Origin of the sequence: Salinivibrio sp. ML323 (assembly GCF_001995745.1) — a bacterium.
In the GTDB taxonomy this organism is placed as follows: domain Bacteria; phylum Pseudomonadota; class Gammaproteobacteria; order Enterobacterales; family Vibrionaceae; genus Salinivibrio; species Salinivibrio kushneri.
Genome location: NZ_MUES01000001.1, coordinates 24578 through 40930, shown reverse-complemented (window position 1 = coordinate 40930; position 16353 = coordinate 24578). Strand labels below are relative to the sequence as shown.

At 53.8% G+C, this 16353-nt stretch carries 16 protein-coding genes; 5 read left to right on the top strand and 11 right to left on the bottom strand.

Translation table 11 applies throughout. The features are described 5' to 3' along the window. Positions 1 to 42: 42 nt before the first annotated feature. Both BZG13_RS00180 and rpsU read right to left on the bottom strand, forming a co-directional pair. Complete coding sequence (locus BZG13_RS00180) at positions 43 to 486, bottom strand: GatB/YqeY domain-containing protein (RefSeq protein ID WP_069363299.1); 444 nt, start codon at positions 484 to 486, stop codon at positions 43 to 45. Between the two features lie 24 nt (positions 487 to 510). After that, on the bottom strand, positions 511 to 726 hold the full coding sequence (rpsU, locus tag BZG13_RS00175) for a 30S ribosomal protein S21 (RefSeq protein WP_046073901.1): 216 nt from the start codon (positions 724 to 726) through the stop codon (positions 511 to 513). A gap of 250 nt (positions 727 to 976) precedes the next feature. On the opposite strand from rpsU, the gene tsaD reads away from it, so the two are divergent. Continuing rightward, positions 977 to 2002: a tRNA (adenosine(37)-N6)-threonylcarbamoyltransferase complex transferase subunit TsaD gene (gene tsaD, locus BZG13_RS00170; RefSeq protein WP_069363298.1), complete on the top strand. Its 1026-nt coding sequence runs from the start codon at positions 977 to 979 to the stop codon at positions 2000 to 2002. Between the two features lie 88 nt (positions 2003 to 2090). Here the strand turns inward: tsaD and plsY are convergent, their stop codons facing one another. Beyond that, a complete protein-coding gene (gene plsY, locus BZG13_RS00165; protein WP_077484154.1) occupies positions 2091 to 2690 on the bottom strand; it encodes a glycerol-3-phosphate 1-O-acyltransferase PlsY in 600 nt (199 codons plus the stop codon). A 170-nt stretch (positions 2691 to 2860) separates the two neighbouring features. Here plsY and folB point away from each other — a divergent pair, with 170 nt between their 5' ends. The 3 genes from folB to BZG13_RS00150 are packed head-to-tail and all read left to right on the top strand — an operon-like array spanning position 2861 to position 4511. Next, positions 2861 to 3214 carry a dihydroneopterin aldolase gene (gene folB, locus BZG13_RS00160; RefSeq protein WP_077484152.1) on the top strand — a complete coding sequence of 118 codons (354 nt, stop codon included), beginning with the start codon at positions 2861 to 2863 and terminating at the stop codon, positions 3212 to 3214. Next, positions 3211 to 3708, top strand: a complete 498-nt coding sequence (gene folK / locus BZG13_RS00155) for a 2-amino-4-hydroxy-6-hydroxymethyldihydropteridine diphosphokinase (protein ID WP_077484150.1) — start codon at positions 3211 to 3213, stop codon at positions 3706 to 3708. The genes folB and folK overlap by 4 nt, the downstream gene beginning before the upstream one ends. Positions 3709 to 3713: 5 nt before the next feature. Further along, positions 3714 to 4511: an undecaprenyl-diphosphate phosphatase gene (locus BZG13_RS00150; protein ID WP_077484148.1), complete on the top strand. Its 798-nt coding sequence runs from the start codon at positions 3714 to 3716 to the stop codon at positions 4509 to 4511. Positions 4512 to 4578: 67 nt separating this feature from the next. Here the strand turns inward: BZG13_RS00150 and pmbA are convergent, their stop codons facing one another. Next, entirely contained in the window at positions 4579 to 5919 is a 1341-nt protein-coding gene (gene pmbA / locus BZG13_RS00145; protein ID WP_077484146.1) for a metalloprotease PmbA, read from the bottom strand. A 128-nt stretch (positions 5920 to 6047) separates the two neighbouring features. Between pmbA and yjgA the strand changes: the two genes are divergently transcribed. After that, the gene (gene yjgA / locus BZG13_RS00140) at positions 6048 to 6575 is read left to right on the top strand and encodes a ribosome biogenesis factor YjgA (RefSeq protein WP_046073894.1); all 528 of its coding nucleotides are present in this window, start codon (positions 6048 to 6050) and stop codon (positions 6573 to 6575) included. 42 nt (positions 6576 to 6617) lie between these two features. Here yjgA and tldD read toward each other — a convergent pair whose 3' ends face one another. The 7 genes from tldD to mreC all read right to left on the bottom strand — a co-directional run bounded on the left by tldD (position 6618) and on the right by mreC (position 16339). Then, positions 6618 to 8066, bottom strand: coding sequence for a metalloprotease TldD (gene tldD / locus BZG13_RS00135; protein ID WP_077484144.1), 1449 nt, complete (start codon positions 8064 to 8066; stop codon positions 6618 to 6620). Positions 8067 to 8132: 66 nt separating this feature from the next. Beyond that, positions 8133 to 8951 (bottom strand): carbon-nitrogen hydrolase family protein, encoded by an 819-nt coding sequence (locus BZG13_RS00130; protein ID WP_077484142.1) that lies wholly within the window; start codon positions 8949 to 8951, stop codon positions 8133 to 8135. Positions 8952 to 8953: 2 nt separating this feature from the next. Continuing rightward, entirely contained in the window at positions 8954 to 12802 is a 3849-nt protein-coding gene (locus BZG13_RS00125) for a YhdP family protein (RefSeq protein WP_443216348.1), read from the bottom strand. Between the two features lie 12 nt (positions 12803 to 12814). Next, entirely contained in the window at positions 12815 to 14284 is a 1470-nt protein-coding gene (gene rng / locus BZG13_RS00120; protein WP_069361774.1) for a ribonuclease G, read from the bottom strand. A 47-nt stretch (positions 14285 to 14331) separates the two neighbouring features. Then, positions 14332 to 14898: a Maf family protein gene (locus BZG13_RS00115; protein ID WP_077484138.1), complete on the bottom strand. Its 567-nt coding sequence runs from the start codon at positions 14896 to 14898 to the stop codon at positions 14332 to 14334. Positions 14899 to 14921: 23 nt separating this feature from the next. After that, complete coding sequence (gene mreD, locus BZG13_RS00110) at positions 14922 to 15410, bottom strand: rod shape-determining protein MreD (RefSeq protein ID WP_077484135.1); 489 nt, start codon at positions 15408 to 15410, stop codon at positions 14922 to 14924. Next, positions 15410 to 16339, bottom strand: coding sequence for a rod shape-determining protein MreC (gene mreC, locus BZG13_RS00105; protein ID WP_077484133.1), 930 nt, complete (start codon positions 16337 to 16339; stop codon positions 15410 to 15412). The genes mreD and mreC overlap by 1 nt, the downstream gene beginning before the upstream one ends. Between the last annotated feature and the right edge of the window lie 14 nt (positions 16340 to 16353).

Genomic DNA, 16353 nt, shown 5'->3' with positions numbered 1-16353 from the left:
TCCAAATGAGGAAAGCACGGCTTGTTATAGAGTGGAAAAAGACTAGCCTAGGTGTGCTTTAACACGCTGGCTTACTTTTCCCATATCAGCACGGCCTTGAACCTGAGGTTTTAATACCCCCATGACTTTGCCCATGTCTTGCATTGACGATGCACCGGCTTTCTCAACCGCTGCTTTCACCAATGCATCGACCTCGTCATCGCTTAACGGTTGGGGTAGAAATTCTTCTATCACCGCAATCTCGGCAAGCTCTGTCTCGGCAAGATCATCACGACCGGCTGCTTGGTACTGGGCTACGGAATCACGGCGCTGCTTCACATTTTTGGTCAGCACAGCCAGGATAGCTTCGTCGCTTAGCGACTGACGGGTATCCACTTCTTGCTGTTTAATCGCTGCCATCACAAGGCGAAGCGTCCCGAGACGCGCCTTGTCTTTTTGTTTCATCGCCGTTTTTTGCGCGTCTTTTAGACGTTCAAGCAATTCCATAGCACCTTCCTGAATCTGTCTTTATTAGTACAGACGTACGCGGCGTTGGTTTTCGCGGGCCAACTTCTTCAGGTGACGCTTCTGAGCGGCAGCTTTAGCGCGTTTGCGAACGGTCGTTGGCTTTTCATAGTTCTCACGACGACGAACTTCAGAAAGAATACCGGCTTTCTCACAAGAGCGCTTAAAGCGACGCAGTGCTACGTCAAATGGTTCGTTTTCACGTACTTTAACTACTGGCATGTGCCTTTCACCTCGGGGGTTGTCAGTTACTGCTGGCGAACAATTGGCCAGCCTTGATTAAAAATGGTGCGAAATTCTAATCCGAATAGGGGGTGATTGTAAAGCGCATCTGGCGAATTACTTCTAAGCCATGTAAGATTGCGCGCACGGTCAGCCTGCGCTGACACTGTCTTCTTCGCTTTGGTCATCACAATATACGTGAAGCATGACTGTAAGCACTCCATCTATCGGCTGTTATTCTGAGGTTATGATGCGCATTCTAGGCATAGAGACATCTTGTGACGAAACCGGCGTCGCCATCTACGACGACCAAGCGGGCCTGCTGTCACATAAACTTTACAGCCAAGTCAAGCTTCACGCTGATTATGGTGGCGTGGTGCCTGAACTTGCCTCGCGCGATCATGTTAAAAAAACCTTGCCGCTGATTAAAGCGGCCATGGCGGAGGCAAACCTCACCCCCGCTCAGATTGATGGAATTGCTTATACCGCGGGCCCCGGCCTAGTCGGTGCCTTGCTGGTTGGCTCAACCATTGGACGCAGTCTGGCCTATGCATGGCAAGTCCCCGCGGTGGGCGTTCACCATATGGAAGGTCACCTTCTCGCCCCGATGCTAGAAGACAACCCGCCGCCTTTTCCATTTATTGCTCTATTGGTCTCGGGCGGCCATACACAGCTGGTCGAAGTGAAAGGCATTGGTCAGTATCGCATTCTTGGTGAGTCAATTGACGACGCCGCCGGTGAGGCGTTTGATAAAACGGCCAAACTGATGAATCTCGATTATCCCGGTGGCCCCTTGCTGTCGAAATTGGCAGAAAACGGCACCCACGGCCGTTTTACTTTTCCACGCCCGATGACCGATCGCCCCGGGTTAGACTTTAGCTTCTCCGGCTTAAAAACCTTTGCCGCCAATACCATCGCCGCTAATGAGACGGACGAACAAACGCGCGCCGATATTGCTTATGCGTTTCAAGATGCCGTGGTCGATACCTTAGCTATCAAGTGTAAGCGAGCGCTCGATCAGTGCGGTCTGAATCGCTTAGTGGTCGCGGGCGGCGTGAGTGCCAACCGTCATTTACGGGAAAAGCTGGAGGCGCTGACGCAAAAGCGCGGCGGCGATGTGTTCTATCCTCGTCCTGAGTTTTGTACCGATAATGGCGCAATGATCGCTTATGCGGGCATGCAGCGGCTTAAAAACGGCGAGCATCTGGGTCTCGGTGTAAAAGCCCAGCCACGTTGGCCACTCGACACGCTTGCCGCGGTCGAAACCGACGCATAGTCGTTGGTCAAACCAGACAGACAAAAGGCAGCCTGAGGCTGCCTTTTTTGCTGCGAACGCGCTAGCGTAACCTGCTTCTCACCCGTCGCTAACGTCGCCACCAACCAAGAAACACGGGTTTTTCGTCACCATCCAGCAAGCGCCGGATATTGTCGTAGTGACGAAACAAAATCAAACACGAAAGCATGGCAACGGGCATGGTAAATTGCGGCTTTATCCACCAGGTAAATAGCGGGGCGACGATCGCTGTCACAATCGCACTGAGTGACGAGTAGCCCGTCAACACAAGCACCAACCCCCAGGTCACCACCAGCAGGCCAGTTAAGCTCAAACCAATCGGAGCCATGGCGCCCAGTGCGGTCGCCACCCCTTTGCCGCCACGGAAATGGAAAAAGACCGGATAAATATGTCCTAGACAGGCCGCAATGGCGATAAGGCCCAGTAGAAATGGATTAATGCCAATCAGGTAGCTTAGCCAAACGGGGATCATCCCTTTTAGCATATCACACAGCAGCACCCAGGCCGCGGCAAAGCGCCCACCGAGACGATAAACGTTCGTCGCCCCTGGGTTTTTCGACCCTTGATCTCTTGGGTCTGGCAAGCCAAACGCGCGACAAACCAACACGGCACTGGACACAGAGCCAAGTAAGTAGGCAGCGATGATGATGGCAATGGCCAGTGCAGTCATGTGAAATCCCTAGAGTTTGTGCCGCATTCGTTGCTATAGTGCGCCGACGTTCATCGATAAACCTATCATGGATCGGAACGCATTGCGTATCCATCTGTCAATGAACACATCCAATAATACGAACTTTCTTACCACAGTGGTATCCGACCTGTCACGGAGTGTGAAAAAACATGGATTCCGTATTCATAGAGCAACTCGACGTGTACACCACTATCGGTGTCTACGATTGGGAACAAGCCATCCAGCAAAAGTTGGTGTTCGATATTGAAATGGCGCACGATAATCAACCCGCCGCCCAGCAGGATGACGTGTCGCTAGCGCTTGATTATGCCAGTATCAGTGAGGCGGTTATCGCCCATGTACAGGCTAGCCGCTGTGCGTTGATCGAACGCGTGGCGGAAGAGGTTGCTCAATTAATTCAAACCCAGTTTGGCGTCAGCTGGATTAGAGTGCGGGTGGCCAAGCCAGGCGCGGTCGCTCAGGCTGGTAACGTGGGTGTAGTCATAGAGCGAGGTACACGGTGACACAAGCATTACTTAGTATCGGCTCTAATATCGAGCGCGATCATCACATCGAACAGGCCGTTAAAGCCTTGCGTCAGCTTGACCCACACTGTCGCTTTTCCCGCATTTTTGAAGCCGAACCAGTCGGGTTTGAAGGCCCTCACTTTTACAACCTGATTGCCGAGCTTCACACCTCGCTTCCGTTGCACGATTTTTGGCAAGCCGTTCGTGACATTGAACAGCAACATGGCCGTCAGCGTGATGACATTAAATATCGCGATCGTACCTTAGATATCGACTTACTCACCTTTGGTGATCACTGTCAATCCGGTGGCCCCACCTTACCACGTGATGATATCTATAAATTTGCCTTTACCCTGTGGCCACTCGCCGAGCTCTGCCCTGATCAAGCCATTCCTGGCGATGGCCGGACATTCGCCCAGCTTTGGCAAGCCTTTGACCAAGATCAACCACTATGGCCGATTGAGACGCCGACGTATTTGAAGGATATTTAAGCACCATGAGCCTCTTTGAAGCCTTTTTTTTGGCCTTGATTCAAGGGTTAACCGAGTTTCTTCCTATTTCTAGCTCCGCGCACCTTATTCTGCCTTCACAGCTTTTTGGCTGGGTCGATCAGGGCCTTGCCTTTGATGTTGCTGTACACGTCGGCACACTGGCCGCTGTGGTGGGGTATTTTCGCCGTGAAGTGTGGAATCTCCTTAAAGCCTTTTTTGCCTCGCTCAAAGGTGAGCACAGCTCGGATAGTCAATTGGCATGGATGATCGTCTTAGCCACGATCCCAGCGTGTATCGCCGGTTTGTTTTTAAAAGACGTGATCGAGCTTTACCTGCGTGCAGCCTGGGTGATCGCGGCAACCACACTGATTTTTGGTGGCTTATTGTGGTGGGCGGATCGCAAAGCGACCCAAACATGCGATGAGTATCAAACCACGCCCTACCGCGCCGTACTGATAGGTGTGGCGCAAGCCCTTGCCTTGATTCCTGGGACGTCGCGCTCAGGCGCCACCATCACTGCGGCATTAATGCTCGGTTATACGCGCGAAGCCGCGGCACGATTTTCGTTTTTGATGTCGATTCCTATCATTACCCTCGCTGGCTCCTATCTGGGGCTGCAATTGGCGACCAGCCCAGAGCCGGTGGCCATGGACGCGATCGGTGTTGGGCTATTGGTGTCGTTTGTCAGTGCTTACGCGTGTATTCACGCCTTTTTAAAGCTGGTGACACGGGTGGGCATGTTACCCTTCGTGATCTACCGCTTGGTATTGGGTGTGCTGTTACTCGCCTTTATCGCCGGATAAAAAAACACCAAGCACGATACACGTGCTTGGTGGTCTCTCCGTCAGGAATGGGTGGCTGACCGAGGCGTTACTCTCCGGCCACCTTCATGCCATCAATGATCACTGAGCCGGTTTGAATTTGGCTGCGCGTCTCGATATCGGTACCAATCGCGACAATGTTAGCAAACATCTCATTAAGATTGCCGGCAATGGTGATCCCGCTCACCGGGTATTGGATCTCACCATTTTCCACCCAAAAGCCGGCGGCACCGCGTGAGTAATCGCCAGTCACTGGGTTCACTCCTTGTCCCATCAACTCAGTCACCAATAATCCCGTGCCTAAGGTTTTTAGCATGGCATCGGCATCTTGACCGGTGTGGCTCACGTACCAGTTGTGAATGCCGCCGGCATGGCCGGTTGGTTCCATGCCGAGCTTACGCGCGGCATAACTGGTGGCGAGATAGGTGTTTAATACCCCCTTTTCAATGATGCGCCTGTCTTGTGTGATCACTCCTTCACTATCAAAGGGTGCACTCGCGGCGCCTTTTCGTACATGGGGTAACTCGTTGATGGTGAGCCAATCTGGGAAGATCTGCTCGCCTTTCTTATCCAATAAGAAAGAGGACTTGCGGTAAAGCGCTGAACCGCTGATCGCCATCACCAAATGGCCAAACAGCCCGGTCGCCACACTGCGGTCGAACATCACCGGCACTTGGCACGTCGAGACACTGCGTGGGTTAAGCCGCGCCACAGCGTGTTTGGCCGCTTCGACTCCCACAAAGCCCGGTGTCCATAAGTCCGCTTTGTCCCGTGCCACCGTGTAGCTCATGTCACGCTCCATCCCTGCGTCACTCTCCGCTATCACTGAGCAGCTTAGCGCTTGGCGGCTTGAAGGGTAACTGCCGAGCATGCCATGGCTATTGCCATAGACACGCACCCCATAGTGGCTGTCATAGCTGGCACCATCGCTGAACTTGATTCGGCTGTCATGGCTCAGTGCCGCTTGCTCGGCTTCAATCGCCAACGCGGCGGCGGTATCCGGCTCGGGCTCATCGGGATAGAATAAATCGAGGTCAGGATAGTCAAAGGCCATTAACGCTTTAGGGGCTGGGCCTCCGAAAGGATCCGGCGAGGTATAGCTTGCGATCTCAAGCGCCGCTTCAACGGTTTTCGCGATCGCTTTGTCCGACAAATCAGTGGTGGATGCGCTGCCTTTGCGCTGATCCCGGTAAACGGTGATCCCAAGGGCACCATCTTGATTGAACTCCACGTTCTCGACTTCGCCCATCCGCGAGCTGACGCTGATGCCGGTACTTTTGGTAATCGCCACTTCCGCCTGGTCACTTTTGGCCGATGCCATGTCGAGCGCACGGCTGACAGCTTGACGAAGTTGCTGCTCTTGCTCGGCGACTTGTTGTTTCACACTCATAGTTGACCTTTTTGATTCGCATTCAAGTTCGACACACTCAGCGCCACGCGCCTATGATAAAAAAGCCCGCGTTTGGGCGCATTTCTTGTTAACATACGTGTCATTGCACATTCTCACTGAGGTTGAACATGGGCCGTAAAAATAAACCCGCTCCCTGGGAGGAAGAGGAAGAGATCATCTGGGTCAGCAAGTCCGAGATGAAACGCGATATGCTTGCCTTGCAAGAACTTGGCGAAGCACTGGTCAAACTCAAACCAGCCGTGTTAGAAAAATTCCCGCTCGACGATGACTTGCTCAGCGCGATTACAGACGCCCAACGCTTGAAGAACGAAGCGCGCCGTCGCCAACTGCAATATGTTGGCAAGCTTATGCGCTCTCGTGACCCTGAGCCGATTCAGGCTGCGCTTGATAAGTTGCAAAATAAGCATGCTCAGCAAACGGTCGAGCTTCACAAGCTTGAGCAACTGCGTGACCGCATCATTGACCAAGGCGACAGTGCGATTAGCGATGTGCTGTTGCAGTACCCTGATGCCGATCGTCAACGTTTACGTCAGCTAGCACGCCAGGCTAAAAAAGAGCAGCAGCAAAACAAACCGCCCAAGGCGTATCGCGAGATTTTCCAGTATCTCAAAAGCTTTTACGACCAAAGCCTGTAAATTGCCACGCCAGTGCCCCGCACTGGCGTGCAGACTTAGGACTTAAGACTCAGTGCCTCCGACCGTCATCGCATCCAGCTTCAAGGTCGGCTGTCCAACCCCCACAGGAACACTTTGCCCAGCTTTACCACACACCCCAACACCGGGATCGATGGCCAAATCATTCCCCACCATCGAGACTTGCTGCATCGCTTCGACGCCGCTGCCAATTAAGGTCGCCCCTTTCACTGGCGTGGTCAGTTCACCGTTTTCAATCAGGTAAGCCTCTGAGGTGGAGAATACAAACTTACCCGAGGTAATATCGACCTGACCGCCGCCAAAGTTTGGCGCGTATAAGCCACGCTCCACGCTGGCAATCATCGACGCTGGCGAGCTTTCACCGCCTAGCATGTAGGTATTGGTCATCCGCGGCATCGGCAGGTGCGCATACGACTCACGACGGCCATTACCGGTGGGCGCGACGCCCATGAGGCCGGCATTGTGCTTATCTTGCATATAGCCTTTGAGCACACCCTTTTCGATTAACACATTGTACTGACCCGGAACCCCCTCATCATCGATGCTCATTGAGCCGCGGCGATCATTCATGGTGCCATCATCAACAATGGTACACAGCGGTGAGGTGACCTGCTCGCCAAGGCGACCGGTAAATACCGACGACTCTTTACGGTTAAAGTCTCCTTCTAAGCCGTGTCCGACCGCTTCATGCAATAAGACGCCTGGCCAGCCGGCCCCCAACACCACGGGCATGGTGCCTGCCGGTGCCGCGTCGGCGCGTAGGTTAACCAGGGCTAGGCGAATCGCTTCATCGGCAAACTGCAGCGCGCGTGATTTACCGGCATCCTCTTGCAAGAATACGTCATAGCCATAACGGCCACCGCCCCCCGCACTGCCGCGTTCACGGCGCCCATCTTGTTCAACCAATACAGAAACCGACAAGCGAACCAATGGACGAATATCGGCGCCATAGGTGCCATCGGTGGCGGCCACCAGCACTTGCTCATAAAGGCCGTTTAGGCTGGCATTCACTTCTTTCACCCGTGGTTCTTTAGCACRGATGTAGCTGTCTATTTCTTTGAGTAGAGCGATCTTTTGCTCGCGGGTTAGGCTCGCGAGCGGATCGATGGGACCATAGTACGGCCTTGCGTGCACCGCAGAAAACGCGCTCACCTTGCCTTGCCCGCCAGCCGGGGCAATCCCGCGTGCTGCAGTGGCACTTTGCATTAAGGCATCGGGGGTGAGCTGATCCGAATAGGCAAATCCGGTTTTTTCACCGCTGATCGCTCTCACACCGACCCCGCGGTCGATATTAAATGAACCGTCTTTAATGATGCTGTCTTCCAAGGCGAGGGATTCATGCCAGGTGGATTGGAAGAAAATATCACCGTAGTCAATCTGGCGACCGCTCAGGTGCGCCAGTGTCGCATGCAGTTGCGACTCACTCACGCCCGCCGGGCGCAGCAAGGTTTCTTCGACCTGTTCCAGACTCATTCGTTTACTCTTGGTTGTGGCTGCCGAGCCGGCAGCCGAGAAAAAAGATAACGCGCCGAGGGTGCGCTATTTCAATTGGCTTTGCAACCGGGTATGAGACAGTACGGGCATCTTATGCCGAATGGATTCCCCTGTACTTAAATCAAGCTCAGCCCAGGTCACGCCTGGCTCACTCCCCAGCGACGCCACGACCTGTCCCCAGGGATCGATGATCATCGAGTGCCCCCAGGTTTGGCGTCCTTTACTATGCTCACCACACTGCCCTGCCGCAATTACCCAGCATTGGGTTTCTATTGCTCGCGCCCGCAACAAGGTTTCCCAATGCGCTTGACCGGTCACGCGGGTAAAGGCCGCTGGCACGGTTATGATATCGGCACCTTGGGCGCGTAGCGCTTGATACATGGGGGCAAAGCGAACATCGTAGCAGATACTTAATCCAAGGCAGCCGAACGGCGTATCGAGCGTGGCCAGACGGTCACCAGCCTCAAAGTAGTCAGACTCGCAATACCGTCCGTGGGCATCGGCCACTTCTACATCAAATAGGTGCAATTTGTCATAAYTGCCGCGCAGGTGTCCGGCGTTGTCAAACACCAAGCTCGTGCTGCTTAACATGCCATTATCGTTTTGAATCGGAAAGGCGCCCACCACCAGCCAAAGGTCGTAATGATGGGCCAGTTCGGCAAGCTGTTGCTGCAGTGGACCATGACCCAATCGCTCGGCATGCCGTTGATAATCTTGTTTGCCGCCAAACACTAGGGCATTTTCTGGGGTGAGAACCAGTTTCACCCCTTGCTCGTTTAACCGATGTAAACTGGCTTGCAATGCCTTCATGTTGTGGCTGGGATCGGCGCTGGATGTCATCTGGACAACACCTGCTTTCATCATGCTCACTCCTTGGCGTTTTCTGCTTGTTGGCGCAATCGTTCCGTCGCGTCGGCTGGCAAAGCGAGTGCCTCTTTATCGCGCGACACTTCCCTAATATCGGGCGTCCCTATCGGCCCGCTTACTTGATAACGAACTTGGGTGAAAACGTCCACCACGGGTGAAATGGCGGTGGTGACCGCTAACACATACAGCGCCGTCTGTGGCGTGACCGCAAATGCGCTCAGTACTGGGATCCCAGAGGTAATATCCGGCGTAAATCGCACATCGGCGTTCACGCGATTGGTCACCAAATTGGCAATTCCTTTAATAACCATATCACCGGCAATCCCATCCATGCGGATATTATCCGTCACCACTACGCCATTTGTGATCACAGCCCGCCCGGTAATGTCATCAAAGGCCAAACCATCTTCAAATACGCCCGAAAAATCGAGCTGAATTTTACGCAGAATGGAGTCGAGACTGAAAAGCCCTAACAGCTTCCCAGCGCCTCCCACCCCGCTTATATAGCCGTCTTTAACATCAGAGCGGATATCACCATTAAGGCTGGCAATATCGACTTTCCAAGGCAGACCCGCGTAATCTAACGAGGCTTGCGTTGTGAAGCTGGCATCTTGGATCCCGCCACTGATACCAAATCGTCCCATGAGATCTGACGTACTCTCCCCGCCTAACGCGAGGGTTAACGCGGTTTGATTGTGGCCTTGATCGTCAATCAGCCAATGGCCGCTGATGGACGCGTGGTTTTTCCCACTTTCTAGCGTCAGGGAAGAAAGGTCGACTTGTGAAGATTGCTTATCGAGTACCGCCTCAATGCGCCCGAGCCGATACCCTTGCAGCCACAGATCCTCAATCACCAAGTGTGTCGGCGGAATCGCAGCCAGCAAAGCTTTCTCTTCCGGGCTCGCCCGGGTATCCACAGGTTCAAAAAGCGGCTTATCCGTCGTCTGTTCCTCCTCAGTCAACTGACGATTGATATGCCAATGATCAATCTCAACGTTCAAGCGCCCTTGTGTCGGCCACATGGCTTGCCCGCTTAGCTCACGACTGCCCATTAACAGATCCCAGCCCTCAGCTTTGTGTCGCGCCGCTAAAGACACATCGTGAAACGCTAAAGGGTCTGCTCTCACCGTCTCGATCTTGGCATTAATACGCTGCGGCATGGGTAAAGCAGGATATGGCCCGCTTCCGCTCGGCCAGGATTGACTGGCCTGCTGCCAAACTCGCTTCCAAGCCGCGAGATCGAGTTGCTCAAGCTTTAGATCAAAACGATGACCACGCGTTGCCAATAAGCGGCTACCTTGCTCACCAATCTGCCATTGACTGGCGGTAAACTGCGGACGCCGGCCTTGGGTATTGATGCGCGCTTGATAATTCACGCCAGGAAGCGCCACACGCCCAGCCAAGCCTTCACTGTTCCCGGTCGCCTCGATACGCGCCTGCCCTTTTTGCCAGCGTGGTTTGTTTAGTGGCGCGGGCAAGGTCGACTGCAACGGCGTGGTATCGACATCCACACCGAGCCGATAATCAAAACCGGTATCATTTAAGGTTAAATCGAGCCCCGCCTGCCAACGTGCACCGCCCGCCAGGTAAGCGTCAAGTGGCAACGAAAGCGTGTCCAGCAATGGCACCACATCCCAATCCGCATCCATACCTAAGTCAAGCTGATACCCGGCGGCCACGGTTTCGCCCGTAAACTGGAGGCTGACGGGCTGCCCTAACCATTGAGCCTGCATAGACTGAGTGGTGAGGGTGTCGTCGCTAAAGGCCAGCTCGCCGGACAGGTTATCCAGTTGCATATCGGGTGCCTGAATCGATACCTGGTTGCCGGTAAAGCGCACTCTCCCCTCGGCATGAGGCTGCTCACCATTGAGCGGGATATTGAGCCCGAGGTTAGCATTAACCAGCCCATCGACTTGCACATGAGTCAAGGCCGCTCCCACCGTGTCTACTAAAGGCGTTGCCAGCATGTATTGGCGGACAGCCGATCCGGTTGCCGCCAATGACGCGTGAATATCGAGTTCGCTGTCCGGCTGGGTCATATCGGCAATCTCAGCTTGCACTTGGCGACTGACAGCGTCGCCCAAACGAACATGGTCACCCTCAATCGCTAAGCGCGCATTTTCAAACAGTAAACGGGCGTCGAGCTCCGTCAACGTCGGCCAAGCGGTGTTAAAGCTAAACGCCCCGCCGCGCAGCGGTACCTTGGCTTGAAAAATGCCGCTGTGATCCTGGTAAGGAAACGCATCGAGGGCACCAAACCAAAGAATTTCACTGTCTTTGGCCCGTCCGGCTTGAATGGCGCGAGAAAGGTAATCGGTTAACGAGTCAGGCAATGCCCGGGTGGGGAGATAGCGCCATGTCTGCCCAGCATCCGATACGTCGGCCTGCACGTATAACGCCAAAAAAGGCGCGCCTTTTGAGGGAATATCCAGACGAAATGCACCTTGCCCTTGCACGTCTGCTCCCTTGACCACTGCCTGCTCACTCCATACTGACAAGCCTTGTTTGGTGGGCTGCCAATTGAGGGTCAACGCACCGTGTTCAAGCGGCAGCGGCGCTTGAAAAAAGTCGCCGTAAGGCAAGGATTGTGCGCCAAGCTCAAGCTGTGCTTGGCCTTGCTGGCCTTGCCCGGAGAGAGTCGCGCTCAGGCCTTGGAACGCAGGCAGGTAGCCCCAGCGCTTGGCTGAGACCTTATCCAGTGTCGCTTGGTAACGCAACGGGGCGTCAGGTGATTTACTCAACGCTAACGAACGGATTTGCCCTGATGGCGATAAAGCGGCCGCCGCACTGTGCTGTTGCGCCGATTGACTGGCAAGCCCAAGCAAAGGCCGTAAAGAGGCAATATCAACATTCGCCGCATTGAGACGCCAGTTGTCGAGCGCCCCCTGCCAAGAGAGCTGTGACAGCGCTGCCTGAGTGGTCGCGCCGGTTTGTACCCATAGCCCATCCGTGTCGAGACGCCACGTCTGTTCATCGACAGCCTGCCACTGAACCTGACTGTCTTTTATCGCCCATTGCTTCGCTTGGTGATCACCCTCTTGCCACGCTAACGCGAAATGATCAATCGACAACAGTCCATTGTCGACACGCCCCTGCTCCACCCTGACCCAGGCTTTTGCGTCTAAACGGGCGGTGTTGATCGTGGCGGATGGCGTCAGATTTTTCGTCAACCAAGGGGCAATATCCATCGCCTCACTGGCCAAATAAACGTCGCCCGTTAACGTACTCAAGCCGTCCGTTTCGCGGAAAGCGGCATTCACTCGCACCTTATCGAGTTGCGTGCCTTGCATGCCAAGCCTGGCTTGTACCTGGTGCTCACCTTGGTTATTGCGCCAAAACAAGTCACTGATCACCAGTGTTTGGGTTTCCAGCGAAGGGGTGACCAGGATCACCTTGGCATTGGGGATGGAAAATTGTCCCAGTCGCGCCAAGAATAAGTCTTCTAGTCGCTCTCGCACACCCGCTTGGGTGTTTTTATCGGGTAGTTGACCGGTATCGAACACCAGTCCATCGAGGGTGACATGGGAAAAGACGGGCTGACGCCGAATGAGGGTGGCAGAGACATCCAATTGCRAATTAATGGCGCGAGCGGTTAACAACGGGGGGCCGTTGTCGCTGGTGGCGAGCGCGACGTTTTCAAGTTGCAATGACGGCGTTAGATTGCGCCACTGGCCAGCAATGCCTTCCACTTGCGCACTAAAACCGGTTTGCTCAGACACCCATTGCCGCAATGGGGCTTGCAATATATCCATATTGGGCAATAGAAAGCGCAAACCGCCGATTAGCAAGGCGGTTATCACGATGACACTGATGGCGCTGACCGTTAGCCAGCGCATACCCTTTCTCATCCAGGCCATGGATTACATCATTACTACATCAAACTGTTCTTGCGTGTATAAAGGCTCGGATTTCACTTTCACTTGCTTGCCAATAAACACTTCCAACTCCGCCACAAGGTGCGAATCTTCCTCTGCCAATGCCTCAATCACCGCCGGGGCCGCGTACACCACAAACTTATCCGCTTCATAAATGCGGTTAACGCGCGTGATTTCACGTAGCACTTCGTAGCAGACAGTTTCTACCGTTTTGACCGAGCCTCGTCCGTCACAGGTTGGACAGCCACCGCACAGCACATGTTCAATACTTTCTCGCGTACGTTTGCGTGTCATTTCCACTAGCCCTAGCTGGGTGAAGCCATTGATATTGGTTTTTACCCTGTCTTGGCTGAGCGCCTGCTCGAGTGAGTGCAACACGCGACGCCGGTGCTCATCGGTGCTCATATCGATAAAATCGATAATGATGATCCCGCCTAGGTTTCTTAGCCGCAATTGGCGAGCAATCGCACGTGTGGCCTCAATATTAGTATTAAAGATAGTCTCATCCAGGTTCCGTCGCCCGACGAACGCACCTGTATTGATATCAATGGTGGTCATCGCCTCGGTCTGATCGATAATCAGATAGCCGCCAGACTTGAGCTGAACCTTGCGCTCCAATGAGCGTTGAATTTCATTTTCGGTGTCGTACATGTCAAAAATCGGCACCTGGCCGTCGTAATACACCAATTTATCGGCCAGCTCCGGCACAAACTCAGAGGTGAACTCTTGGAGTTTTTCATAGGCTTGCTTGGAATCCACCCGAATTAAATCCAGCTCGGTGCCCACAAAGTCACGCACAATGCGCTGTGCCAGTGCCAGCTCACCATACAGCATGGATTTGGCGGGATAACGCGTGCGACGCTCTAACACCTTATTCCACAGACGCTTTAAAAAAGCGGCGTCTTGCGCCATCTCATTGTCTGTTGCCCCTTCAGCGGCAGTACGGATAATAAAACCACCCAATTCGTCACAGTAATCACTGACAATGCTTTTTAGGCGCTTACGTTCATCTTCACTTTCAATGCGTTGTGATACCCCAACATGGGCCGCTCCCGGCATAAAGACCAGATAACGCGAAGGCAAGGTAATATCGGTGGTAAGACGCGCGCCCTTGGTGCCCAGCGGATCTTTGACCACTTGCACCACAATATCTTGCCCTTGGCGAACCAATTCGGAGATATCGCGCACTTGGAATTGTTGCTTCTCATTTTCCGACACGCACTCGGTATGAGGAACAATATCTGAGGCATGTAAGAACGCCGCTTTCTCTAGGCCAATATCGACAAAGGCTGCCTGCATGCCAGGCAACACACGACTGACTTTACCTTTGTAGATATTGCCTACAATGCCACGCTTTGCTTCACGTTCGATATGGATTTCTTGGAGGTTCCCCCCATCAATCATCGCCACCCTCGTCTCGCTAGGGGTGACGTTTATTAGCAGTTCCGCACTCATGGTTTCCCCGAATCTCTCAAAAGTGGGGCCTAGCGACAGATGTGCGCTCAGACCGAAAATTGTTTGAGCAGCTGCTCGGTTTCATACAGTGGCAAACCAACCACGGCGTGATAGCTACCATCAATACGTGTCACAAATTTACCGCCCAGCCCTTGAATCGCATAGGCGCCAGCCTTATCGACGGGCTCGCCCGATTGCCAATACGCCTCAATCTGCTCATCACTGAGCGTACAAAACCATACCTTGGTGGTCACCACAGTGGTGATCTGCTTCATGGCATWGGCGACAGTGACCGCGGTCATCACTTGGTGCTCGCGTCCTGACAGTTGCTTAAGCATTCGGACTGCCTCCGCTTTATCATCAGGCTTTTCGAGTACCTGCTCGCCATCTACCACAATAGTATCCGCACCGAGCACCGGGGTATGGCCACCGGTTTGCACCACCCCTGCTCGTGCCTTGTCTTGCGATAAGCGCGACACGTAGGCGTAAGGGGACTCACCGGCCTGTTGTTGCTCCGCTACATCGACCACCACCCGGGAAAAATTCACGCCCATTTCGGTGAGTAATTCATGACGTCGAGGCGACCCCGAGGCCAGATATAAGTCACAGCTCATGATACCTCTTTACGATTAGTGCGTTAGCGAATGGCAAAGCGACGACGTAAACGGCGCAATAACAGAAAGATCCAAGGCCAGAGTATAAAATTAAGCACACCGGCCCAAAGCTGCTCTGGGTTAAACTGTACGTTAGACACCAAGTACTCCGCCCAGAACTCGATCAATTTTCCCGCCAAGGTCAGTAATGCCAACAAGAGTGCCTGCTGCCAATACGACATGTTGCGTAACAATTGAAAGTTCAGCGCCACGATGTAGACCAAAATCGCCATCATCAAGCCGCGCACCCCAAGGGTTGAGCCCAACATTAAATCCCATAACAGGCCGAGTACTAGCGCCGTACCAACATTCACCCGATGGGGTAATGCCAGCACCCAATAAAACGTGACGAGCAAGACCCAAGAAGGACGAAAGGGAGCCAGTTCCCCCGGCCAGGGAGCGGCTTGCAAAATCAGCGCAATGATAAAAGAGAGCCAGACGACAAACTGGCCGCGAAATGTCACATTTGCCATTACGGCGCTTCTCCCTCACCATCTGACGATGGCGCTGTATCAGGTGATGGTGCGGTGTCTGACGACGACTGCGCGACAGGCTGATCCGGGCGCGCGTTCTCGCCCTTTTCGGGAGTTGGCCACACCAAAAGCAGATAACGCAGGCGATCAAACTTCACCGCTGTGGTGGCTCGCACTTGCGCAAACGGGCGCTTGTTATCAAACGAAAACTCCGTCACCGTGCCCACCGGGTAGCCTTCAGGAAAGACTCCGCCCAGTCCCGAGGTGACTAATTTGTCACCCACTTTAATGTCCGTGCTGCTAGGAATATTGTCCAACCCGACGTAGTGGGTCGACCCGCGCCCAGACGCAATCACCCGAATATCATTGCGCATGACCTGAACGGGGATCGCATGGGTGGGATCGGTCAGCAGTAGCACGCGGCTATTGTGGGCACCCACATACGCAATTTGGCCAACCACCCCGTGCTCGTTGATCACCGGTTGCCCTTCATACACGCCATTCGTCCGCCCTTTATCTAGCATGACTTGATGTTTATAAGGGTCCGAGTCAACGGCCATGACTTCAGCCACCATTTTGCGTTCATCACGAATAAACGACGAGCCCAGCAGCTCGCGTAGACGCTGATTTTCACGCTCTGTCTGCGCTAACAGAAGCTGATCACTTTCCAGTTGTAACACCTGCTTTCGCAATGCGCGGTTCTCTGCCACCAAACGTTGGTGAGAACGAAACTGCATCACCAGTTCATCTAGCGTGTCGCGCGGGACGTTGGACGCATATTGTAGCGGCGCCACCAACGTGTTTAGGAAATAACGCACCCCAGCGAACGCATCAAGACGACTATCAGCCAGCATAAGGCTGACTGATAGTAAAAGAGCGAAAAACAGGCGCAATTGCAGAGAGGGTCCTCTGCCAAACATAGGTTTCATAATGAAAACGACCT